The sequence below is a fragment of the Mesorhizobium sp. M1322 genome, assembly GCF_040318085.1.
Lineage (GTDB): Bacteria > Pseudomonadota > Alphaproteobacteria > Rhizobiales > Rhizobiaceae > Mesorhizobium.
Map to the genome: position 1 here is coordinate 1 of NZ_JAMYLP010000089.1, position 23253 is coordinate 23253.

Annotated in this window: 23 protein-coding genes and 2 pseudogenes; 6 read left to right on the plus strand and 19 right to left on the minus strand. The window is 59.4% G+C overall.

The genetic code is table 11. The annotated features are described in order from the left end of the window. Window positions 1-465: pseudogene (locus NKH12_RS24780) on the minus strand (hypothetical protein); the annotation flags it as partial. Between the two features lie 210 nt (window positions 466-675). Between NKH12_RS24780 and NKH12_RS24785 the strand changes: the two are divergent. Beyond that, window positions 676-1648: pseudogene (locus NKH12_RS24785) on the plus strand (IS1595 family transposase). 38 nt (window positions 1649-1686) lie between these two features. On the opposite strand, the gene NKH12_RS24790 reads toward NKH12_RS24785, so the two are convergent. From NKH12_RS24790 to NKH12_RS24805, 4 genes are all read right to left on the minus strand, one after another. Further along, the gene (locus NKH12_RS24790) at window positions 1687-2181 is read right to left on the minus strand and encodes a hypothetical protein (RefSeq protein ID WP_352955572.1); all 495 of its coding nucleotides are present in this window, start codon (window positions 2179-2181) and stop codon (window positions 1687-1689) included. After that, window positions 2178-2990 carry a hypothetical protein gene (locus tag NKH12_RS24795; protein ID WP_352955573.1) on the minus strand — a complete coding sequence of 271 codons (813 nt, stop codon included), beginning with the start codon at window positions 2988-2990 and terminating at the stop codon, window positions 2178-2180. The genes NKH12_RS24790 and NKH12_RS24795 overlap by 4 nt, the downstream gene beginning before the upstream one ends. Window positions 2991-3144: 154 nt before the next feature. Then, window positions 3145-3312, minus strand: a complete 168-nt coding sequence (locus NKH12_RS24800) for a hypothetical protein (RefSeq protein WP_352955574.1) — start codon at window positions 3310-3312, stop codon at window positions 3145-3147. A gap of 466 nt (window positions 3313-3778) precedes the next feature. Next, window positions 3779-4030: a helix-turn-helix domain-containing protein gene (locus tag NKH12_RS24805; protein ID WP_352955575.1), complete on the minus strand. Its 252-nt coding sequence runs from the start codon at window positions 4028-4030 to the stop codon at window positions 3779-3781. A 128-nt stretch (window positions 4031-4158) separates the two neighbouring features. Here NKH12_RS24805 and NKH12_RS24810 point away from each other — a divergent pair, with 128 nt between their 5' ends. Then, window positions 4159-4428 (plus strand): DNA -binding domain-containing protein, encoded by a 270-nt coding sequence (locus NKH12_RS24810; protein WP_352955576.1) that lies wholly within the window; start codon window positions 4159-4161, stop codon window positions 4426-4428. Window positions 4429-4523: 95 nt separating this feature from the next. Here the strand turns inward: NKH12_RS24810 and NKH12_RS24815 are convergent, their stop codons facing one another. The 11 genes from NKH12_RS24815 to NKH12_RS24865 form a co-directional block, all read right to left on the minus strand. Continuing rightward, window positions 4524-6431, minus strand: a complete 1908-nt coding sequence (locus tag NKH12_RS24815) for a putative bifunctional diguanylate cyclase/phosphodiesterase (RefSeq protein ID WP_352955578.1) — start codon at window positions 6429-6431, stop codon at window positions 4524-4526. Window positions 6432-6734: 303 nt separating this feature from the next. Then, window positions 6735-7916: a 5-demethoxyubiquinol-8 5-hydroxylase UbiM gene (gene ubiM / locus NKH12_RS24820; RefSeq protein ID WP_352955587.1), complete on the minus strand. Its 1182-nt coding sequence runs from the start codon at window positions 7914-7916 to the stop codon at window positions 6735-6737. A gap of 422 nt (window positions 7917-8338) precedes the next feature. After that, window positions 8339-8491 (minus strand): cbb3-type cytochrome oxidase assembly protein CcoS, encoded by a 153-nt coding sequence (ccoS, locus tag NKH12_RS24825; RefSeq protein ID WP_023679633.1) that lies wholly within the window; start codon window positions 8489-8491, stop codon window positions 8339-8341. Then, window positions 8488-10776, minus strand: coding sequence for a cation-translocating P-type ATPase (locus tag NKH12_RS24830; protein WP_352955579.1), 2289 nt, complete (start codon window positions 10774-10776; stop codon window positions 8488-8490). Before NKH12_RS24830 ends, ccoS begins: the two co-directional genes overlap by 4 nt. Beyond that, window positions 10773-11270, minus strand: a complete 498-nt coding sequence (locus NKH12_RS24835) for a FixH family protein (protein WP_352955580.1) — start codon at window positions 11268-11270, stop codon at window positions 10773-10775. Before NKH12_RS24835 ends, NKH12_RS24830 begins: the two co-directional genes overlap by 4 nt. Further along, window positions 11267-12826 carry a cytochrome c oxidase accessory protein CcoG gene (gene ccoG, locus NKH12_RS24840; protein ID WP_352955581.1) on the minus strand — a complete coding sequence of 520 codons (1560 nt, stop codon included), beginning with the start codon at window positions 12824-12826 and terminating at the stop codon, window positions 11267-11269. Before ccoG ends, NKH12_RS24835 begins: the two co-directional genes overlap by 4 nt. Before the next feature lie 112 nt (window positions 12827-12938). Further along, window positions 12939-13802 (minus strand): cytochrome-c oxidase, cbb3-type subunit III, encoded by an 864-nt coding sequence (gene ccoP / locus NKH12_RS24845; RefSeq protein WP_352955582.1) that lies wholly within the window; start codon window positions 13800-13802, stop codon window positions 12939-12941. Between the two features lie 2 nt (window positions 13803-13804). Beyond that, complete coding sequence (locus NKH12_RS24850; RefSeq protein WP_352955583.1) at window positions 13805-13954, minus strand: cbb3-type cytochrome c oxidase subunit 3; 150 nt, start codon at window positions 13952-13954, stop codon at window positions 13805-13807. 11 nt (window positions 13955-13965) lie between these two features. Further along, a complete protein-coding gene (gene ccoO / locus NKH12_RS24855; protein ID WP_352772277.1) occupies window positions 13966-14697 on the minus strand; it encodes a cytochrome-c oxidase, cbb3-type subunit II in 732 nt (243 codons plus the stop codon). Then, entirely contained in the window at window positions 14688-16319 is a 1632-nt protein-coding gene (gene ccoN / locus NKH12_RS24860) for a cytochrome-c oxidase, cbb3-type subunit I (RefSeq protein ID WP_352955584.1), read from the minus strand. The genes ccoO and ccoN overlap by 10 nt, the downstream gene beginning before the upstream one ends. Before the next feature lie 604 nt (window positions 16320-16923). Next, window positions 16924-17670: a Crp/Fnr family transcriptional regulator gene (locus NKH12_RS24865; RefSeq protein WP_352823927.1), complete on the minus strand. Its 747-nt coding sequence runs from the start codon at window positions 17668-17670 to the stop codon at window positions 16924-16926. 154 nt (window positions 17671-17824) lie between these two features. On the opposite strand from NKH12_RS24865, the gene hemN reads away from it, so the two are divergent. Next, window positions 17825-19174, plus strand: coding sequence for an oxygen-independent coproporphyrinogen III oxidase (gene hemN, locus NKH12_RS24870; protein ID WP_352955585.1), 1350 nt, complete (start codon window positions 17825-17827; stop codon window positions 19172-19174). Window positions 19175-19733: 559 nt separating this feature from the next. Here the strand turns inward: hemN and queE are convergent. Genes queE through queC form a run of 3 tightly spaced genes read right to left on the minus strand, consistent with a single transcriptional unit; the run spans window position 19734 to window position 21519 of the window. Continuing rightward, window positions 19734-20468 carry a 7-carboxy-7-deazaguanine synthase QueE gene (gene queE, locus NKH12_RS24875; RefSeq protein ID WP_352955586.1) on the minus strand — a complete coding sequence of 245 codons (735 nt, stop codon included), beginning with the start codon at window positions 20466-20468 and terminating at the stop codon, window positions 19734-19736. Next, window positions 20465-20821 (minus strand): 6-carboxytetrahydropterin synthase QueD, encoded by a 357-nt coding sequence (queD, locus tag NKH12_RS24880; protein ID WP_023722053.1) that lies wholly within the window; start codon window positions 20819-20821, stop codon window positions 20465-20467. The genes queE and queD overlap by 4 nt, the downstream gene beginning before the upstream one ends. Further along, complete coding sequence (queC, locus tag NKH12_RS24885; protein ID WP_023679622.1) at window positions 20821-21519, minus strand: 7-cyano-7-deazaguanine synthase QueC; 699 nt, start codon at window positions 21517-21519, stop codon at window positions 20821-20823. Before queC ends, queD begins: the two co-directional genes overlap by 1 nt. A gap of 611 nt (window positions 21520-22130) precedes the next feature. On the opposite strand from queC, the gene NKH12_RS24890 reads away from it, so the two are divergent. The 3 genes from NKH12_RS24890 to NKH12_RS24900 all read left to right on the plus strand — a co-directional run bounded on the left by NKH12_RS24890 (window position 22131) and on the right by NKH12_RS24900 (window position 22917). Continuing rightward, window positions 22131-22520, plus strand: coding sequence for a hypothetical protein (locus NKH12_RS24890; protein ID WP_023722055.1), 390 nt, complete (start codon window positions 22131-22133; stop codon window positions 22518-22520). 32 nt (window positions 22521-22552) lie between these two features. Next, window positions 22553-22681, plus strand: coding sequence for a hypothetical protein (locus NKH12_RS24895; protein WP_023722056.1), 129 nt, complete (start codon window positions 22553-22555; stop codon window positions 22679-22681). 92 nt (window positions 22682-22773) lie between these two features. After that, on the plus strand, window positions 22774-22917 hold the full coding sequence (locus tag NKH12_RS24900; protein ID WP_352541546.1) for a hypothetical protein: 144 nt from the start codon (window positions 22774-22776) through the stop codon (window positions 22915-22917). Window positions 22918-23253 lie beyond the last annotated feature (336 nt).

Below are 23253 nucleotides of genomic sequence, written 5' to 3' on the forward strand. Positions count from 1 at the left end.
CCCCGGGCCCGCCCAAACACCCCAGCGCCCCGCCCCGACCGGCGGCCGGCCGGCCCTGCCCCCCGGGCGGCCCGCGCCAAGGGGCGAAGCCGAATGGCCGAGACCGCCTGAGCTTGCCGAAGAAAAGCGGGCTCGGTTCACGAGCACCTGGTGCGCGTCGTCAGGCGCGCGGGCGCCCGCCAGGACGGCAGGCTGGACAGATTTTTCGCACGGATCATCGTCAAGCGCCGCAGTTACGTCGAGAAACTCGACATCGCCGCCGTGCGCGCGGCTTCCTCCGAACACAACCAGCGCTCGCCTTTCAACAGGTTGAGGCGCGTGTCCCCGTAATATTCCTGGATCATGATAGATGCGCTCGCCCGTTTTGTAGCTTATATTGGCTTTGATGTTGCAGCCGACAGCGGCAGGGTCGATTCGAGGCAAGAAAGCCAGCCAGGAGTTGTCTTGATAGCGATGGTTGCCCACGCCCCTTCCCTCCGAAGAGAGAATGCGACGTTTGCAGCCTGGAGTCTTTCCGCCAGAAAGCGCTCGATTTCAGCCTGTGAAAGCTGCTTGGAAAGTTTGCTCCTGCCATTGCGATCTCCGTTGAGGAATCGCCCAACCTAGGATTATCGTCCTAATTATATACGTGACAAAGCATGATAACTCTGCTAAGATGGCAGGGAGCACCTAGCCATGAAACTCGACAGCCCAATCTTCCAAGACGCCGACGCCGCCCGCATCCATTTGGAAGCGCAGCGTTGGCCGCATGGCCCTAACTGCCCGCATTGCGGCAATGCCAATCCCGACCGCATCACCAAGATGGAAGGCAAGGTGCACCGCCCCGGCCTGTACAACTGCATGGAATGCCGTGAGCAGTTCACCGTCACTGTCGGCACCGTCTTCGAACGCTCCAAGATCGCCTTGAACAAGTGGCTTCTGGCGACGTTCCTCATGGCTTCATCCAAGAAAGGCATGTCCGCGCACCAGTTGCACCGCATGCTTGGCGTTACCTATAAGACCGCTTGGTTTATGGCGCACCGGATTCGTGAGGCGATGGCGGACGACGTTAAGTCCGCTGGCCCGCTTGGCGGCGAAGGCAAGACCGTAGAAGCCGACGAAACCTACATCGGACGCGTTGATCGCGATTACCTTTCGCCGCAGCGCAAAGGCCAACCGCGCTTGAAGCGCAAGATGAAGCCGAAGCGCACCGTTATCGGCCTTGTCGAGCGTGGCGGCAAAGCCCGCATGGTTCACGTCCAGCCACGCCACCAAGGCCGTTGTGCGCGATATCCTGGTCCGTAATGCCGACCGAAATTCGACGCTCTATACCGACCAGTCAAAACTCTACACCACCACTGGCGAGGAATACGCCTCACACAAGACGACCAATCATTCCGCTGGCGAATACGTTCGCTATGAGAATGGCGTGTCGATCCATTCGAACACGATTGAGAACGTGTTTTCAGTCTTCAAGCGCGGCATGGTCGGTGTCTACCAGCATTGCGGCGAAGCCCATCTTCACCGCTAGTTGGCCGAGTTCGATTTCCGCTACAATCGCCGCACCGCTCTTGGCGTCACCGACACCGAGCGCCACGACCAGTTGCTTGCAATGATCGAAGGCAAGCGCCTTACCTATCGGCGGATTAACGAAGGCGATCTCGCCTAAGCAGAAGGCGCGAAGGCTGATGTGGAAGCGAAAAAAATCTAACCGCCAAACTTAGCCCTAAGAAGAACGTGCATCCGCTTCAGAACCATCAAAAGCGAGAGGAAGAAGTTACTCGCGAAGAAAACTATCAGCGTCTCTACGATTCGCTGAGGTATCCCATCAACGAACAATATTACTGTAAGTAGAAAAACAATCAACAAGGAAACCACAATTGCGTACGAAATGTTTGCAAAGCTCTGGTGTAAGAGTCTGTCCCTAATGCTCTTGTTCTTTGCCGATTCATCGTCCGAGAACGAATACATCAGAACTTGTACGTTGAATAGAAGACCGGCGAATATCGCAAAGACCGAGACGAGGGTTCCGACAACCATATCTCCAATCTGGATTCCTAGTATCAGAAAAATAAGTGCTGCAATCGCCGGCACTCCAACCATCAGGATATAGTCAGGATAACTTACTTTTCCGGTTGCCTCATCTCTGAAAGTGTCGAAATGATCGATAAGAATCATTCGCACATCGATTTTGCTGGTCACAATGCAATTCCTCCCCTCTCGGCGGTCTCTTCAACTATCTTTTGAAATTCTCTTGCAATGCTTTTCAATGTGGGGCGTCCGTCAACCCCAATTGTCACATCATCTGTAATGTCGAAAGAGGTACTGATCGTCTCCGGCTGTGTAAGGTTTACTGTCTTTAACTCACCTCGAACACGAATTTTCGTCTTGACCACGTCAAAACCATGTTCGTCGAAGTCGAAAATATCATCAAGTGTCTTTTCTCCCTTCGAGAATGCGATCAAACCACCACGCTTGAAGAACGGCTGATCTGGTTTGATAGAGTAGGTGAACTTTCCTTTATATGTTTTATGAGAGCCGCCAAAGCGGTCAGCTATGTCGGCAGGTATCTCGTGCTTTTCGACGCCGATTTCTTCCACTATACCGTTCTTTATGTAGTTGGCCAGCGCATCCGCCATCGTTAGATTGCGAATATGAAGTTTGTATTCGCTGAAAAACTTCTGGAATTGCCCACCTACAACTGTTTCGAAAAGTGCCTTCACGCCACTAAGGCCCGATTGCTGTAGGCACAAGATGCCGCGCTTTTCGTCAGGAGGTAGTTCCATGTGAAAATAGAACGGATCTGGAAGCGACTCGGTCTTCTTCTTTTTGTAGGAAACGACGCCACTATCCGAATCGATGATGTCCGTCTCGATTCCGTAGTCGCCAGAATGGATTATCCCCTTGATCGGCCCCACGCGGGAACTGGGACCCACCAGGGAAATTCGAAATACCTTCTGGTAAAGCGGCACCTTACTGTAACGTGCCAATTTCCCCATGATTTTGAGCAATTCGGTCCGAAGGTCTGAGGCTCCATCAAAGTCCCCAAATTTGAGATTTTCCTTGGAGCGTGAATGAAGCTTCCGAACTTCTATTAAGTAGGCGTTAACTCTGCATCGCGGCATGTGGCCCCCCTCAGTTGAGGGGACCGTAGCGCAAATATTCTTAAGAGTCTTTCTTCGGAACTGCCTTATCTACAGGGCTTTTTTCGCTGGTAGACTGATGCTGTTTCGGTGCCTTCTCGTGCGGCTTGGGCGGTGTTTTCAGCATCCGCTTCACGGTCTCGTTGAAGCGCTTTTCGTCAGAATCTTTGGACGGCTTCCCACCGCTCATGCCAGTTATTCCAAGAAAGCCCGTTATCACGCAGGAATCACTACTTGGACTCTTGTCGGGTCCAGACGAATCACTAGGCTCGGATGTTCCAGCGCGATGGAGGGGGTGAGTCGGCCCGCAAAAGCGCTCACACCCCGCCCCACCGGGCGTCGCTGGATGGCGCACCCCGCTACGGATGCCTTCTTCCCCGAGCCATCCGGGGAAGTCGTATCAAAGCGGAAGAATCCCGCTCCGCCATTATGAAATATGCAAAACGCATAATTTTCCAGTGCCAAATAGGCGTTTTCGCATTTTTCCACTTGTGTGCTGAGTCCGGCCTGTCACGCCCAATACCCTACCGAATCACTGATACTGTGTCACGTACATAATTAGGATTATCATCCTATATCGGCATGGCCTGGTAAAGACCACCCGCAGCGGAATGGCAGAAAAAGCGGGCTCGGTCCACGAGCACTGGGGCGAGCCGTTAGGTGCGCAGGCGCCCGTTAGCCCGCAGGCTGGACAGAATCTCGCACGGATCAGCGTCAAGCGCCGCAGTTAAGTCGAGAAACTCGATGACGTCGAGACGACGCTCTCCACCCTCGTACTTGGCCACGAAGGATTGGGGACGATCAAGCTTCTCGGCCACCTGCGCCTGAGTCAGGCCTTTGGCCTTGCGCAGGGAAACCAACTGGGCCAGAAACCGCTGGTGGCGGGGCGATCGAAGAGACTTGGGCATGTAGGCGAACCGGTCGGGTAAAGACCGGATCAGCGACTAATCCCGGTTTCGGATTATCCCATTTTGGGATATGCTGCGTTGCATCCAGCGCTCAACAGGCGAGGCTCGCAACAGGCATGAATCGATCAATGGGAACAGATGAGACTCGAAACTCAACTCTGTGCGACGAAGTCCCCTGGTCGGAGAACCTGACGGCCTACGATAGGCAGCATTTCACGATCTACCTGCGGATCCTGGATGCCTGCGCCGACAATGCCAGCGAAGAGGAGATGGCCGATCGCATTCTCGGCATCGACCCGTCCATTGAACCGGTCCGCGCGCGCAAGGCTCTTCGCAGCCATATCGACCGTGCGAACTGGATGGTGACGACCGGCTACAAGGAACTGTTCGCCGGCTGACGCACAGCACGGATTGTCATGCTCTTCAAACAAGGAAGTTCAGATACCCACCATTCATGAGCGCACGGCCCCGAGAGACGGCGCGGCGGGAGCGGTCACAACTGGTTCGCGTGCTGTTTGACTGCCATTTCTAGTGCTTGGCTGAGAGGCACAGCCTTGGAGAACAAGAAGCCTTGAGCGGTTCGGCAGCCAAGCTTGTGCAGGGTTTGCCGATCCGCCTCTGTTTCGACGCCCTCGGCCATGACCTCGATCCCGAGCATGTTACCGAGATCGATGACCGATTTGACAAGCAGTCGGTCCTCTCGGGACTTGGCCAAGCCGCGAATGAAGCCCTGGTCTATTTTCACCTTGCGTATCCGACTGTCCTTGAGCGATGCCAACGTAGAAAAGCCGGTGCCGAAGTCATCGAGCGCGATGGAAATGCCGGCATGTGAAAGCCGTCCGAGCTTTTCATCCACTCTGTCCGGGTCCACCGGGGATTCTTCGGTAATCTCGATTTCGAACATCGTTGCAGGGAGGCCTTTTGCCGCCAGACCATCCAAAACCATGTCGTCGATATCGCCGGCTTCCAGTTCGCGCGGCGAAACATTCATCGCCACACGGAGATCACGACAGTCAGCTTTCACCAAGCCGTCGATAAAAGCACAACAGTCGGCGAATACGGTTTGCGTCAGCAGCTGAAGCATTCCGGTTTCGCGTGCAGCTGTGATGATTTCGGGTGGAGAGATGGCACCATGAGTCGGATGGGACCACCTCAGCAAGGCTTCAAAACCGACCACGGCCTCCGTGTCGAGTTTCACGATCGGCTGGAACCAAGGTTGCAAGCTTCTCGTCTTTATCGCCGAATGAAGGTCCCGTTCGACGGACTGGCGGCGTTGCAGTTCCCTGTCGAGTTCGGCATCGAACAGGCAAAATTCGTTCCTGCCACGACGCTTGGCCGTATAAAGGGCGATATCCGCCCGCAACAACATTTCCGTCAGGCCCGGCGTCTGCGCCAAGTATATTCCTATCGATGCCCCGACACGGACGGACGCGACCTCGATATAGGGGCGGGCAATTTTGGCTATGATATTGGAGGCGAGATCACTGGCAGAAAGCGAAACCCTCGTTGAAGGAAAAAACAGCACGAATTCATCGCCGCCGATACGAGCGAGCGTTGAGCCTTCCGGTGCTTCCTCCTCTATGCGGCGGGCGATCCTGACAAGCAGTTCATCACCGGTCCTGTGACCGTAGGTATCGTTGACGGATTTGAACCCGTCCAGATCAATCAGCATTGCCACGAAGGGGCTATCCGCGGTCTCGAACCGTCCGATAGCGTGTTCGAGGCCACGCCTGTTGAGAAGGGCCGTCAGGTGGTCCTGCCTGGAACTGGCCTTCATCTCCGCCGCAAGCCGCTCGGCCTCATGCCTCAGGCGGCTCGCTTCGCGGAACCGTGCTTGCCCAACAAACGAAGCTCGAACCAAGCCGCCCATGAAGAGCAGAACGGTAAAAGCCAGAATGTAGTCTTCAAAATTGCCTTTCGCCAAAAGGCAACCCACCGTGATGAGGAGCGGAGGTGTGATGAAGTTGGTCGCCGCCGCGGCATACGAACTGCCGTATGTAACCGCACCAGCGGAAATGCCCGCCAGAATGACCAGATGCAGCGGTGCTTGAGGTGTCGTGTATCCAACAGTCAGGACGGCCAGGAAGGACCAGGCAAACCCTGCCAGAAGAGCAAGGATGCCAAACCAGCGTAGCCGCGGCAAAACCCCCACTGAACCGTCATGGCGCCCCGTTTCCTTTAGCTGATAACGCGCGAGTGCAAGGCGGGCGGCATTTATCGCATTGACGACCAGGAACCAGATTGCAGCGGCAAAGCCGCTGCCAGAAAGGGCGTGCACCGCCCAAATCAGGCCTGACAGGATACCGCTTATCGGCATCGACACGAAGAGGCCGGTCCTCAGGTCAGCAAGCTGATCCTGACGGATTTTGGCCTCCAGCGTGTCTACTTTCTTCGGGGCCATGGACGGACCAGCTTGCTCCCATCGTTGTTCGCGAGGACAAGCTTACGCAGGCCCACTGAAGGACGGGTTAACTATCCAGCGGGGGTAACCAGTGCGCTCACCATGTCTTCGGGGCGCACGTCTGCTCTTGGCCTTGCCGTCTGACCATCGAGCTCTTGCCCGGACGCGTGCCTTGATCCGAATCATCCCAGGATCGGCAACGTCACCATGGAAGCAGCCCTGCCAACGGCATCAACGCGCCCGGCGAGACAAAAGGAAGCCGGGCCGAGACAGCGTTCCAGAGCGGCAGCGCTATCTGCCGATTCACCGCCTGAGCATGGCCGAAATGCCATGGCGGACAAAGGGAAGATATTGGGCAAAGCGAAGCCCTGCATGTCTTGCAAGCCGTGCCGCCGGGTGCTCGCCTGAGTAGAGCGCGACAAGTGCATTCGTAGCATGATAGAGCGGTGCCGCCGACAGACGCAGCCGGCTTTCGTATCTGCCGAGTATGTCGGGATCAGCAATGTCGCGGCGCTCGCGACATGCCGCCAGGATTCTATCGGCGAGTTGCTTCTGGCCACTGAGGCCGATGTTGAAGCCATGCGCGGTCACCGGGTGCATGCCGAGGGCAGCATCGCCGATCAGTGCCGCACTCGGAGCCCAGAACTTGTGCGCCCAGGTCGTGACCAGCGGATAGGCATGGCGGGTGCTTGCCAAGGTCATCTCTCCGAGGCGTCCTCGACACCGGCTCGTCGATTCCATGAGGAACAAATCGTCGTCGAGAGCAAGCAGTCTGTCGGCCTCGCTTGAGCGCAAAGTGAGAAGCAGCGACGATACGCCTTCCATGAGCGGCAACATCGCTATGGTCTGATGGTGATCGAACCATTCGACCGCGATCTGGTGATGGGCGCGCTCGTGCCTCACCCGGCAAATCAGCATGGAGTTGCCAAGCCGATTGATGTCGGCGCCAATGCCGAGCAGGTCGCGCGTCGCGGACAAACGCGAATCCGCTGCAACGAGCAGCCGAGCGGCCAATTGCCTGCCATCAGAGAGCGTTATGACTGCTTCTTTGTGGCTGGTTGTTGCATTGACGACCGAGTGGCCGCACAGCAGCCGGGCATGATCCTGGAAGCGGACAATCTTGAACAGGGCGTCGCGGATCCGACAATTTGGGACCAGAATTCCGAGTGGTTCCCCAGATCCGCTGGGAGAATCGAAGCTCAGGGCGAAAGGGCTCGATCCGTTGAGCACGCGCGCGCCTTGAAGTGGTGATTTGTCCGAAGCGGGGATGGCATCCCAGGCGCCGAGCTCGCGAAGGATTCCGACCGATGCGTGGGTCAGCGCGATCTCGCGACCGTCGAAAGCCGAATTCGCCAGGCTTTCGAGCGACTGCCGTTCAACCACTGCCACCTTGAGTCGGCTCTGGGCAAGCGACGCGGCGAAGGAAAGTCCGACCGGCCCGGCTCCGACGACAATAACGTCGAATCTATCGACAGAGCCGGCCATCAGCGTGCCGCCATTGCGTCGGCTATCTGCGACGAAGGGCACTGGAACGCATCGCAATCGATCCACGGTTTGCGGCTCATCTCCCCAAGCGTCTCCACGCGACCTAACCGTCCGTTAGACATCCGTTCTCCGTTCAAAAATGCTCAATAAACCATGCCTATGAAGAGATAACCCTGATGTGGATCAACCAGGCTCGATAAACGCGGCAACGGCGGGTTCACGGTCGACTGGTCGATCGCCACGCCATGGTCTGGTCAGGTCATCATGGAATGGCCGGCTTCCCGTTCGGTGCGGCCCTTTCCTGGCCGAAAGTTCGGCAACGTATTCTGGCTGATCCGTTCGCACCCGTCGCGCGCGGAAATCGGCATGACGCGAAGCAACCGCGGAAAATATTCGAGCGAGACGTCGCAGGGCTGGCTGGGTCAACTGCGCGGCTCGTCGCGGTCGATCAGGATCCGCTCGGCGGCGCCATCGAGATCTTCATATTGGCCGCTCCTCAAGGCCCACAGGAATCCGGCCAGCCCAAGCGCTCCGAGGAACAGGGCCACAGGTATGAGGTAGGCGAGCGTCGTCATGAGGATTGTGCCAGTGCGCCAATGTCGGAGCGCCTGTCATGTCGGGCATCTTGCACCGATGCATGTGACACGAAACCTTGCAGGCGTAGCGCATTGCCGATGACCAGGAGGGAGGAGGCGGACATCGCGACCGCCGCGATCAGTGGCGTAACGTGCCCCAGAATGGCGACCGGCACGGCGATGCCATTGTAAACGATCGCGATGGCGATGTTCTGCCGGATCAGCAGTCCGGCCTTCCGCGAAATGTCTAAAGCAAGTGGGACCGCCAGAAGACTTCTACGTAGGAACACGAAATCCGCGGCGTTGCGACCGATATCCGCCGCCGTGGCCGGAGCGATCGAAACGTGTGCGGCGCCCAATGCAGGCGTGTCGTTGAGCCCATCGCCGACCATCAGCACCTTGTGGCCAGTTCGCGTCAATGCTTCGATGTGTTCGACCTTCCCGGAGGGAAGCAACGCGGGAACGAAGCGCTCGACGCCCAGCGCTTCCGCGACTTCGCCGCAGGCAGCTTCTGTGTCGCCCGATAGCATCTCCACCGACACGCCGGCGCCGTTCAGTTGCTCGATGGCCGCCTTGGCATCGGCACGCAGCTCATCCTCGAAATCGAAAGTCGCGACAATGACCCCGTCCTTCGTCAGAACGGTTCCGCCATAGCCTTGTTTGCCTTCGCCGCCGGTCCGGGCTTTCCACTCAGCCCATCCGCGGCGACCCAGCCGCCAGGTACTGCCCTCGGCGATGGCTTCGATGCCGAAGCCCGGATGCTCCCTGACGGACGCGAGTTTCGGCTGGCCGGCAAAGGCTGCATGGCCAGCGATTGCCTTCGAAAAGGGATGGCGGGAATGCGCTGCCATCTCGGCCGCCATGGCGAGCATAATCGGATCGATGGACGGCGCATTGATCAGCCTTGGCAGTCCGAGCGTAAGCGTGCCGGTTTTGTCGAACAATGCCGTGTCGATCCCCGCCAGGCGCTCCATGGCGGAGCCGTCCTTGACCATGACGCCGCTTTCGAACAGCCGGCGCGCAGCGACCACCTGTACGATCGGCACGGAGAGACCGAGCGCGCACGGGCATGTGATGATCAAAACGGCGATGGCGATGGTTATCGCCCGGTGCCAGTCGCCGGTCGCCGCCATCCAGCCGAGGAACGTCGCAAAGGCGGTGAGGTGGACCACGGGGGCATAGAGCGCGGAGACGCGATCGGCGATCCTGCGGTGGCGGGCGCGGCCGCCCTCTGCCGCTTCCATCAGCCGAACCATTTCGGCCAGGAAGGAATCCTTCGCGGCGGCCGTCGCCTCGATGGTCAGCGGACCGGTGAGATTGAGTGTACCGGCCTGGACCTGCGCCCCCGGGCCCACCGTTCTGGGCGTGCTTTCCCCGGAAACCAGGGAACAGTCGAGATCCGACGCCCCGCCAATGATCCTGCCGTCGACGGGCACCCTCTCGCCGGCCGCGATCAAGAGCTCCATTCCTGGTTCGATCTCGCCAACCGGCAAGTAGTCGCGCGAACCATCCTCGCGCAGCACCATGGCGCCGCGCGCCGCCAGCCGAGCCAGTCCGTTCACGGCCGTCCGCACCCGTTCCCGCATCACGTGATCCAGCGTGCGGCCGATCAGCAGAAAGAACAGCAGCGACACCGACGCGTCGAAATAAGCATGGTCGCCATGGTTGATCGTCTCGTAGAGGCTCATGGCGTAAGCGAGCGATACCCCGACCGCGATCGGCACGTCCATGTTCATGCGGCTGTGGCGCAGCGCATTCCAGGCCGAGCGAAAATAGATGCCGCCGGCGAAAGCGAGCGCAGGAATGGCAATCAAGGCCGAGACCCAATGAAACAGGTCGCGGGTCGCGCCTTGCGCGCCGGACCAGACGGAGATTGATAGCAGCATGATGTTGCCCGCCGCAAAGCCGGCGACCGCGACGGCGCGGATCAGTTCCGAGAGCGCCTTGTCCTTCCCGTCAGCCTCGGGATCGAACAGGTGCGCGCCATAGCCCAGCCGTCCAAGTGTGGCGACGAATGGCGGAACCTCCTCGCCGCGCCACCGGACCGAAACACGTTTCGTCGAAAGATTGACACGAGCGCCTTCGACGCGATCCAGCTTGCCGATCGCCGTCTCGATCGTCTGGATGCAGGCGGCACAATGCACAGCCGGCACCGAGAGGTCGGTCTGGCGAAGATTTTCGCCAATCGAGCGGCTCGCCAGTCTGATTTCCTGGCCAGAAGGCAGGACCAGTGTGACCTTTTCCAGGTCCAATGCCATTTCGGCGCCTGGCGCGCAGCAGCTCATTGCAGCGCCCCCTGGGAAATCATGATCCGGCGAACGTCGCGATAGGGTTCCGCAAGGCTCGCATCGGCGTCGATTTCGACGATCCAGACGCCATCCTTGGGGATGTGGTGCGCGGCGAATATCTGACCGGAGGCAGCGGCAAGAGTGACGGATTTGTCCTCGGCCTCGTAGGCGGGATGACGAAACAGCACCTTGACGCCATGCACGGCAACCGTCTTGCCGCCAGCATCGGTGAGGCTGTAGCGGACCTCACCGCCTGCGATGGTGAGTTTGCCAGTCCAGCCGAGGGCTGCCTGAGCTCGCCCTTGCTCGGCCTTTTTGTTGAATTGCTGGCTCGCCACATAGGTGTTTTCGACGACAAGGCCGGTCCAGCTCGTGTTTGCGAGCGTCGCCATCGTCAGATTGACCGCTATGACCACGCCGAAGAAGCCAAGGATGGTGAACAGCATATGCCTGCCGGTGAATTCGCGGGATTGTCGCGAGGTGTCGGTCATCTGGCGATCTCCGGTGCGTTGAAAGTGGCCGTGTATTCGTCCGACTCGAACGTTGCCTTATTTTCGACCCGGAACTTGAAGCTTTGCGCTGCACCCCGAACCTGATCTGCCGGCTGACGCACGAAAACCTTGAGCATCTTCAGCCGGTCGGGTTCGACCGGGATGGCAAAGGAGCGATCCGCCGGCAGGTTGATGCCGACAACGCTCATTTCGGCTTCATGCAGGCCCTGCATCGTGACGATGATCGTTCTTGGTTCGGGGATCATGTTGAGCAACTTGACGGTGTAGCCGTTGCGGATCGAACCGTCCGACAGCGTCACGGACTGCGGGTTGCGATCATGCAGGACATTCAATTCGAGCCGTTCGCGGGTCAGCAGCGAATAGAGCAGCGCGAGACCGACCGCCGACCAGGCGCTCATGTAGATGAAGGTGCGCGGGCGAAAGATCTTGCGGATATGGAAACGGGCCACCTTGTCGGAGAACAGGCCGTCAGCGCTCCTGACCACTGACGGGTTGACTGAACCGGAGCCGCCCGGGGTCGCCAGCATCATGTTGGCGTTGTAGTCGGCCAGCGTCGCATAGGAAATCAGTCCGCGCTCCCTGCCGAGCTTGTCCATGATACCATCACAGGTATCGATGCAGAGCGCGCAGGTGATGCATTCAAGCTGCTGGCCATCACGAATGTCGATCCCCATCGGGCACACCGCGACACAGGCATTGCAGTCGACGCAGTCACCGACGGGCTGCCCGGCGGCAAGGACCCTCTTGGCGTGGCGCGAGCGCGGTTCGCCGCGCCAGTCATTATAGGTGACGGTGAGCGACCTTTCGTCGAGCATGGCCGCCTGGATGCGCGGCCACGGGCACATATAGGTGCAGACCTGCTCGCGCATCAGCCCGCCGAACGTATAGGTCGTCGCTGTGAGCACAGCGACGGTGATGTAGGCGACAGGCGCTGCCGTGCCGGTGAAGAGTTCGATGAGCAAGGTCGGCGCATGGGCGAAATAGAAGATCCAGGCGCCGCCGCTCGCCGCGCCTATGACCAGCCAAATGGCGTGTTTCGATGTTCGCAGCACGAGTTTGCGCGCCGTCCAGGGCCCGGCATCGAGCTTCATGCGCGCGTTGCGGTCGCCCTCGATGGCTCGCTCGACGACCAGAAACAGATCGACCCACACGGTCTGCGGGCACGTATAGCCGCACCAGGCCCGGCCGACGGTGGATGTGATCAGGAAAAGGCCGATACCGGCCATGACCAGCAGGCCGGCCACATAAAAGAATTCCTGCGGCCATATCTCGATGAAGAAGAAGTAGAAACGCCGGTTGGCAAGATCGACCAGCACGGCCTGGTCGGGGGCAAATGGCCCGCGATCCCACCGCAGCCAGGGCGTCAGGTAGTAGATCCCCAGCGTGATTGCCATCACCGACCACTTGAAGCGGCGGAAACTGCCAGAGGCCCGGTTCGGGAAGATCTTCTTGCGTGCGGCATAGAGCGGCTGACGGGTCTTGGCGGAGTTGACCGCATCGGCCTCGAGCCGTTCTATTTGCGTGTTATCGAGCACGAGAAGCTCCAGTCACCAGAGACCCATCGGTTTCTGGATGATGCCGAGGCCCGGCGCGCGCCGGGCCTCGTCGCTTGGCGGTGGGGGGGAGGACGAGAATAGGCTTGCGTACCTATTCTCCGCCACCAAGCGAATGGACATAGACCGCGAGTTCCTTGGCCTTGATCTCGCCGAGACGCCCGATCCAGGCCGGCATGACGCCGTGCTTCGGCGCGCGGACCTGCGCGGCGATGGCTGTTTCGCCAGACCCGTATAGCCAGATCGCGTCGGTCAGGTCGGGTGCGCCGAGCTCCCTGTTGCCCTTTGCATTCTCACCATGACAGGCCGCACAATTCTCGGCGAAGATATTGGCGCCGGGTTCGATCAGGCTTGTGTCCTGAACAGGATCGGAGAGATTTGCGACATAGGCGCCGACCTGCTTGATCTGATCCGTCGTGATGATGTCCCCAAAAGCAGGCATTTCCGACAGGCGCGTATCCGGGTCTGATGCGAAGCGGATGCCGTGCGCAATCGTCTGCTGGATCTGTTCGGCGTTGCCACCCCACAGCCAATCGTCGTCGTTTAGGTTGGGAAAACCCTTGGACCCTTGAGCGCCCGAGCCATGGCACTGCACGCAATTGACCTTGAACGCGGCGCCACCTGCGGCGACGGCGAAGTCGCGTAGCGTATCGTCGGCAGTAATCTCGGAAACGGTCTTCGCCTGAATGGCAGCGACATATTTGCCTTTGGCCACTTCGGCCGCCGCCAGCTCATTCTTGACGTCTTTGCGGCTCGAATACCCCAGCACACCCCTGGTCGCGGAAGTCAGCATCGGCCATGCCGGATAGACGACGGTGTAGCCGATCGCCCAGGCAATGGTGATGTAGAAGGTGATGACCCACCAGCGGGGAAGCGGGTTGTTGAGTTCCTTGATGCCGTCCCACTCATGGCCGGTCGTCGAGATACCCGAAACCTCGTCGATATGCTCGCTGCCCATGATCAGTCTTCCTTGAGAGGAATGTGAGCGGCTCTCTCGGCTTGCCTGCGGCTGCCGGGACGAAGTGCAAAGGCAACGCATCCGAGGAAGAAAAGCGCCATGGCAAGCAGGCCCCAGCTGTCGGCAAACTCCCGCATGAAATTGTAGGTCATCGCCATTCTCCTCAGCGGTAACCGGCGGCTTCGTCATAGGTCCTGAAATCGACCAGCGTGCCGAGCATCTGCAAATAGGCGACCAGCGCATCCATTTCGGTGACCTGCTGCGGATCGCCGTCGAAGTCCCCAAGCTTGGCCTTCGGATAGCGTCTCTCCAGGCCCGATGTGTCGGCATTCGCATCGGCCTGCGCCATGAGATCGGCATTGGCATGAGCGATCATGTCGTCTGAATAGGGCACACCGACACGGCTGTTGGCGATCAGATGCGTCGAGAAATCCTTCACCTCGATTGGCATGTCCTTCAGGAAGGCATAGCTCGGCATGATCGATTCCGGCACCACCGAACGCGGCTCGGTGAGATGCTGGACGTGCCATCCGTTCGAGTAGCGGTCGCCGACCCGGGCGAGATCCGGCCCGGTGCGCTTCGAGCCCCACTGGAACGGGTGGTCGTACATCGACTCGGCCGCCAGGCTATAGTGGCCGTAGCGCTCGACCTCGTCGCGGAACGGCCTTATCATCTGGCTGTGGCAGAGGTAACAGCCCTCTCGCGCATAGATGTTGCGCCCGGCAAGCTCGAGCGGCGAATAGGGCCGCATGCCTTCGACCATCTCGATGGTGTTGTCGAGATAGAAGAGCGGCGCGATCTCGACGATACCGCCGATTGTTACGACCAGCAGGGACCCGAGGAGAAGAAGTGTGGCGTTCTTCTCGATGACCGCGTGTCTGTCCATCAAGCCCATTTTCTGGCTCCTGATCGCACAGGCTGGAGGGCGGGGATGGAGCGCGGCATCGGATCCTCCTCGCGCCGGTAGCCGAGGATGGTCATGGCGATGTTCCAGGCCATGATGAGGGCGCCCGACAGATACATCGCGCCGCCGATGGCACGCATGATGTAGTAGGGATGCATGGCGGCGACGGTTTCGGCGAAGGAGTAGACCAGGAAGCCCTGCTCGTTGTATTCGCGCCACATCAAGCCCTGCATGATGCCGGAGACCCACATCACCGCGGCGTAGACGACGATCCCAAGCGTCGCCAGCCAGAAGTGCCAGTTGACGAGCCGCAGCGAATAAAGCCGGTCGCGGTTCCATAATTTCGGGACCATGAAATAAATCGCGCCGAACGAGATCATGCCAACCCATCCGAGCGCGCCCGAATGGACGTGACCGATGGTCCAGTCGGTGTAGTGCGAGAGCGAGTTGACGGCCTTGATTGACATCATCGGGCCTTCGAAGGTCGACATTCCGTAGAAGGCGATGGCCATGACCATCATACGGATGATCGGGTCGGTGCGCAGCTTGTCCCAGGCGCCCGAGAGCGTCATCAGGCCGTTTATCATGCCGCCCCATGACGGCATCCACAGCATGATCGAGAACACCATGCCGAGCGTCTGGGCCCAGTCCGGCAGGGCGGTGTAGTGGAGGTGGTGCGGACCGGCCCAGATGTAAAGAAAGATCAAAGCCCAGAAGTGGATGATCGACAGCCGGTAGGAATAGACCGGTCGGTTGGCCTGCTTGGGCACGAAATAATACATCATCCCGAGGAAGCCGGCGGTGAGGAAGAAGCCGACGGCATTGTGGCCGTACCACCATTGCGTCAGGGCGTCCTGTACGCCGGAGAAGGCTGAATAGCTCTTGGAGCCCAGGAAGGAGACCGGCATCGACAGGTTGTTGATCACATGCAGCATTGCGATGGTCACGATGAAGGCAAGGTAGAACCAGTTGGCGACATAGATGTGCGGTTCCTTGCGCTTTAGGATCGTGCCGAGGAACAGGATGAGATAGGCGACCCAGACAATGGTCAGCCACAGGTCCACATACCATTCGGGCTCGGCGTATTCGCGGCTCTCGGTGATGCCGAGCAGGTAGCCGGTTGCCGCCATGACGATGAACAGCTGATAGCCCCAGAACACGAACCAGGCGAGATCGCCGCCGAACAGCCTGGCACGACAGGTCCGCTGCACGACATAAAGTGACGTGCAGATGAGTGCATTGCCGCCGAAGGCAAAAACCACGCCGGAAGTATGCAAAGGCCGCAGTCGGCCGAAATTGAACCAGGGCTGGATGTTGAGATCGGGGTAGGCGAGCTGCAGGGCGATGACCACGCCGACCAGCATGCCGACGACGCCCCAGAATACGGTGGCGATGGCACCGTAGCGGATCGGCCCATCCATGTAAGCGGCGGGGTCGATCGGAACTGCCGGCTTGAACTCCGTGTTGCGCAACAGAATCGCAGTGAAGCCAGCCACGGCGAAGAACAAAACCCACATATGGCGGCGAAAAGGTTCATCTACGCCGAAGCCGGCAGCCACCAGGGCCGCAAACGCAAACAGGCTTAGAAGGACGATCTCTGTGCCGAATTTCATCGCATGCCCCGATTTCCAATTCCGGCGGGCGCCAAACCGCAGTGCCTTATTGCGCAGCCGTGGCCTGCTCGCCCTGATCCATGTCAGAGCCGCACGATTTTGCTTCGAGCAGCATCGAGTTCGGTGCGATCAGACTGTGGCGATCGAATGTGGAAGCGCAGCACCGGCCGCCACGCTTATGGACAGGCCCGGCGTCCCCGGTCTGGCCGGGTATGGAGGCGATCGCGGGCGTGTGGGAAGCGCGCCTTCTGTGACGCTGAAAAGTAGGCCGATGCCTTGCCGAACGTCGATCGTTTCAATGCCTTGGGACAGCCAGCGCCAGCGTTGCGCTGCCTTCGTGACATTCATGGTTCGGGGGAACGGCGATTTTCCCCTGCGTATGAGGCGTATCGGCTTCGGCCGAGTGCGATCCTGCCTGGAACAGCCGGTTGCACGTCGAGCACCTCGAGGATGGATGCTTCGCCGACGAGTTGGCCGAAACGCACCTGGCTCATGCGATCGGATGGAGAGCGGGCTATCGCTATGCGACTTCTTCTAAGCCCAACGCGAGCATGCCCTGCCCCGAACGAAGTAAGTGACGTAGGCCATGCAGCTTCGGTGTCATTCAAAGGGCGGTTGCGCCTCGGCCGCCGCAGCGCCGTTCCAGCCGGCTCATGCTGTCCACGGTGACACGGCGGTTGTTCTCGATCCGAATCACGCCGTCCATTCTCAGGCTGGTCAGCTGACGGCTCACGGTCTCGTTTGTAATTCCAAGGAAATCAGAGATGTCGGCACGCGTCATCGGCAGCTCGAAGCACGCCGACCTAGCCGCCGGGTCAACACTGGAACCGATGTTCCGGGCGATCATGAGGAGAAAGCTCGCCACCTTCTCCGGTGCGGTCTTGCGCCCCAGAGTCACCATCCATTCGCGTGCCTCGTCGAGTTCGTTCAGCGCCTGCTTGAGCAGGCGATGCACAAATTCCGGTGATTCCTTCATCATCCGTTCGATGGCCGCTCTCGGAAACGAGCATAGCGAGACAGCTGTTGCCGCTTCCGCATTGATCGCGCTTTTCATCTTGAAGGGCCGTCCCAGAAAATCCGGCGCGAACTGGAGACCGACGATCTGCTGGCGGCCGTCCGAAAGGCTCTTCGTGAGCTTCACCACGCCTGAAAGCACGTTTGAATAACAGTCGACCGCCTCGGCGTCGCCGATCAGTTCGACCCCCGGCTCGATATTGTGCCGCGACGACGTCTTGGCGAGCTGAGCCAAATGGTCTGGTTCGAGCGCACCACAGACACCGCGGTGCCGTGCCTCGCAAGACAGGCAAAGAACGGGAATGCCGGAACTGTGACTGTCCTGCCGTAATGTCATTCGATCGCTCTACCGGTCCAGTGCGGGCAGGATAGCAATCGACGGTAGAAAAATCCTTGCGGCAGTTTGTCCGTGCTGAAGGTTGATCGAAATCAGGGCTTAGGCTCATCCAAGCATCCACAGTTCCGGCGACGCAAACACGGTGGACCACGACATGCGACTGGAGCTAGCTGCCAGACTTGGCGAGAACGTCCCGCGCTATACCAGTTATCCGACCGCGCCGCATTTCCATGCGGGGGTCGATGCCGTCGTTTACCGAGGCTGGTTGGAGGCGCTCGAACGTGGTGACGAGATCTCGCTCTATCTGCACATCCCGTACTGCGACAAGCTTTGCTGGTTCTGTGCCTGCCATACCAAGCAGACACGCCACTACGAACCGGTGACCACATATCTTCGCTCACTGCATGCCGAGATCGCCACCGTCGCCGGTCTTGTCGCAGGCAAGGGCCGAGTTCGCGCGGTTCATTTCGGCGGCGGTTCGCCGACGATGCTCAAACCGGAGGATCTGGTGGCGCTGGGAACCGTCCTGCGCAACAGCTTCACCTTTCTTCCTGGCGCCAAGATCAGCGTCGAAATCGAACCTAATGATATGGACGATGCCCGCCTCGACGCACTCGCCGAAATCGGCATGACCCGTGCGAGCCTCGGCGTCCAGGATTTTGACCCGAAGGTGCAAAAGGCAATTAACCGCGAGCAGAGCTTTTTGCAGACCAAAGCGGTAGTCGACGGCGTTCGTTCGCGCGGCGTCGAATCGGTCAATCTGGACCTGCTCTACGGCTTGCCACACCAGACCAGGGAGAGTGTCTCCTCCACCGTCGCGCAGGCACTGACCCTGGAACCGGATCGGATAGCGCTTTTTGGCTACGCCTATGTGCCGTGGTTCAAGAAACATCAGACGATGATCGACGAGGCATGGCTGCCGGGTCCGGCAGAGCGGTTTGCTCAATCGCAACTTGCGGCGCGGGCGATCGTGGACCAGGGATACGAAGCAATCGGCCTCGACCATTTCGCCAAACCGGGCGATGCCCTCGCGCTTGCCGCCCGCGCCGGAACACTGCGCCGGAACTTTCAGGGCTACACCGAGGATCGCTGCGAGACCTTGATCGGCCTTGGCCCGTCATCCATCAGCCAGTTTCGCCAGGGCTATGCACAGAATATGCCTTCGACCGCCGAGTATGGACGCATGGTTGCTCATGGCGGGCTGGCCGCTGTTCGGGGTATCGCGCTTTCTGACGACGACCGTGTTCGCGGCTGGATCATCGAGCGATTGATGTGTGACTTCGCCTTCTCGGCGATTGAGCTGGTGGAGCGCTTTGGCGAAGCCGGCCAAAGACTTCTCGTCCGAGCGAGTTCCACGGCCCTCCAAGATCCTGCGCGGTTGCTTGAACTTGATGGTGACCGCTTCGTCGTGCCTGCGGAAAGCCGGCCCTTTGTCAGGAGCATCGCGGCAAAGTTCGACAAATATTTCGAAAGTGGAACGGCCAGGCACTCAGCGGCAGTCTGAGCACCGCAGAGGAACGGTCATGGTTCTCAGTCGATCGTGAACCGATTGCGCTACATTTTTCACTGTTGATCGGCGACCGTCGTGTCGAGACAGGATTCGGTGCGGACCAGACGCGTCTTGGTATAGCGACGATATCGTCCGGTCGTGCCTTCCGGCGCCGTATTCCATTTCGCAGTCCCTGAAGCGCCACGTCGAGTCCGGCCTCTTTTCTGTATCGGAAGCAGTCGACAATCGTCCTGGCCAGATCATGGTTGTCGGCCGACAGCTCCCTTCGGCCTTGCAACAAGAATCCGCAAGGACCCTGCCAGCTGCAGCAGGCGCCGCCGCATGGCACCACCACACTATCCACCCGTGGCTCGCGCTAACCTTTGATTGGTTCGCGCCAAGCCGACGCCCGTCGAAACCGAGCCTCGGCAACATTCCGAGTCGTAAGCGGCTGGCCACGCTCCTGGTGCCGGTGGCAGAAAGTCCGCAAGCACCCCGGCAGCGCCGTCAAGCGTGGGACAACCCGTCCACCCGAATATCCGCCGGCGCAGTTTCAGTGAAAAGCGGGCCTAGGCTAGACGGCTCTCTTGTTACCCCAGAGCATAACGTGCAGCTGCGGCAGCACACGGGCTTCGAACCACCTGTCGCGGGTCACGGCATCAACCAGCCACTCCATGCGCTTCAATATTCCGTCAAGGTCGACAGGCGCGTCTTCATTTGCGGGGCGTGGCGGCGTGTGATTGCCGGGTTGCAGATAGATCGGAAGTCGCGGAAATCTCGCAGCGGCGTCTTTCGCGTAGGCGTAGTCCCTTTCGTCGAAAACAATGAGCTTGAGCACGACTTGCGGCCTGCCTTGTGCCGCCTGGAGGCACGCCTCGAAAGCGGCCCAATCGGTCGTCATTTGGCTTGACGGCGGCTTTGGGCTGAGGACTAGCACGTCAAGGTCGGCAAACCAGTCCCTGGCCACCGAACCTTGGGTTTCCAGCGCAAAACGGTAACCTTCACCATGGCCTCGCTCGATGAGCGCGCCGAGCGGCTGGATGGCCGGATTGCCGCCTGACAGCGATACCATCAGCGGGCGGCCACCGGAAAGCGCAAGCACGTTTTGCCACACCGCGCCAATGGACATCATCTCCCATTCATGCCGGAATTGATTGTCCACCGCATGCAGGCTGTCGCACCAGGAACAGCGATAGTCACACCCGCCGGTTCTGACGAAGACCGTGGGCAAACCGATGAGCACGCCCTCGCCCTGGATCGTCGGCCCGAAAATCTCACTCACGCGGATTGCGGGATGCATATCGGTCATGGCCGGTATTCCGCCCAGGTTTTCGGCGTTTCGCTCACCCGCACGGCCGAGGTTTCGCGCAGGCGTGCCTTGCACCATTCATAAAAATGTCTGGCCAGATATTCCGCCGTGACTTGCTCATGTCCCAGCACGTCGTTGAGATGTCGGTGGTCGAAGCTCTCGTCGATGTAGCGTTTGAATGGCGCCAAATCGTGATAGTCGCGCACGAAGCCGTTGTCGTTCAGTCCATTCGCTGAAAGCTCCACTTCAACGATGTAGTTATGCCCGTGCAGGCGCGCGCATTGGTGATCGGGTGGCAACGAGGTGAGCTGATGCGAGGCTGAGAAGTGGAATTCCTTGGTGATGCGGAACATTACGCGGTCCTCCTTCGCAGCGCATCGAGCCAGAAGTCGGAGTCCTCGTAGTCGGTGGGGTCCGGCTGCCCAGAGAGATGAAACGCCTCGCGCCGCTCGACGCAGGTCCCGCACCTCCCGCAGTGACGCTCGGCGCCCTTGTAGCAGGACCAGGTCTGCGCAAATGGCGTGCCGTATGCTGCTCCATTCCTAACAATGTCCGCCTTCGTGAGATTCACATAGGGTGCATAAATGCGAATTTTCGCGTAGCCGTCGAGCGCGTGGTCCTGCATCATCTGGAAAGCGTCGATGAAGGCCGGACGGCAGTCGGGATAAATGAAATGATCCCCACCATGCACGGCCGTCGCCACCGCGTCAGCGTCGTGCGCTGCGGCGAAGCCGAAGGCAATGGCCAACATGATGGCGTTCCGGTTCGGCACCACCGTGACCTTCATCGTGTCTTCGGCGTAGTGCCCGTCGGGCACGTCCACATTATCGGTCAGCGCGGAGCCGGAAAGGCCGCCGCCGATCTCGTGGATGTCGATGATGCGGTGCGGGACGCTCAGTCGCTCCGCGCAAAGGGCGGCGAAGCCCAATTCCTTCCTATGCCGTTGGCCGTAATCGAAAGATAGGAGGCCGGCGAGTTCGTGCTCCGCTGCCACCTTGTGAGCAAGGGTAACGGAGTCCAATCCGCCGGAGCAGACGACGAGAGTCTTCATTTTTGGGTCCTTGTTTTAACCGGGTAGGCTGCGACCGGAGATTTCTCTGCGCTCCCAGTACTTCAGGAAATCCATTTTGTGAAGTGAACGGGGGACGAGTTTCATGCGCTGACGTGCAGCTGTGTGCAAGGCGCCCTCGCGGTGAGCCGGCAAGGAACACTGACTAGCGAAACGTCACGCTTCAGCGGAATGCTCAAAGGCGAGCGCACCAGAATAAGCTCTGCAGGAGGTCCGGACCTTCGTAAACAAAGTTCTCGACGATCAAGCGCCCGGCGGTCCCGAGCTTCGAGGGACGCCACCGCGAGGGTTTCAGGTACTAGACGGCCCAAGGATGGGCTTGCCGCAAACAACGGATTTACCAGTGGGATGTTCAGCGACGCCGATGCAGATGTCTGGAATGATCACGACATCAATTGTCGCGGCAACTTTGGCTGGCCTGCTCCTCGGGTTCCGTAGATCCAGCGCATTCCGCTTCAGGATCGGTTCGAACCGGAGCACTCCCTCGGTCAATGGACTGACCGGCAAACCCTGAATGATCGGTCGTGAGCCGACATCTGTGAACAAGCGGTGTGGTCGATTGCTATCACCCATGTGTTGCGCGCAGGTACCTTATGGCAGTGGATGAACTGGATTTGATGGTTTTACAGCTGGCGGTCGAAAGCGTCCGCTCGCTCTCCTTAAGCTTCGCTGAAAAGGCCGCCGAGGTAGCCACCAGGAGCCGCGGCATCCTGCTTTTCGACGTGCGGGTCGACGGTGATGCGGGGGTCCAGCGGGTCGCAGCCATCCGATATCAGGGCGACCAGATCGGCGTGCTGGCGTTGGACAGACAGGGCCTTGTTACCCACCATTGCATCGTCAACGGTACGTTCTCACATTTCATTGCGCCCTTGGAGAACTGGCACAGCATGCCCCTGTCGATGCAGGCCAAGATCGATGCCAACGGCCATGCCAGTCTCTTCCTAGGGGCCTTGCGAAATGCCGGACATTTGCTGGGCAGCTAGCATTTGGCCAGAATGCATCTGTGAATTTTTGCATGCGCATCGCTGCCGACAGCGCCGGCATGATTGTCGTGCTCGAAAACGGCTGCGGCGATCGCGGCAAAGCGATCGCCGCGATGATGGCGATCTACGCGTGGGCGTTGCATCGATGCGCGATCGTTTAGACAGAGGTCTCCGCCTGGCATCGAGCAACATGCACGGAGGTACGCAAAGCGCAAATGCATCAAGTATTTGAAGGGACGAGCCCCTCGCGCAAATGGAGCTTGCGCTGCCGTTGTCGTCCCATCGTGCCGCCGAACTCGGGGGCGTGACGATCGACCACGATGGCCTGTTTTTTTGCAAAGCCGAATGTCCCGATTCCGAAGCCAAGGAAAAAAACTCCGACCACAGCGAAGAATAGTAACAACACGGGCGACGCAAGCCGCCTTGCCCTCTAGCAGGGGAGGTGCTTGCGGTGCTCTCACCGACACAAGATCGCAAATGGCACGTGGGTGAGCACCAGAACTGGCGACACGCATGGTGATCGGCTTGACTCGCTGGAGGAAGCACAAGGCCTCAGTGGGCGGAGGCGCCAGCGACGGTCGAATACTGGCTGGCTGCTCGGGATCTGATCGTTGAAATGACGTAGGATTTGGTTGCTTAAGGCGATCCGAACCATTTCCCGGAGACCACACCCACCATGAACGATCTTGCGCTGCCGCTGAGCGGTTTGTCATCAGTCGGCGGCAAGTCCGTC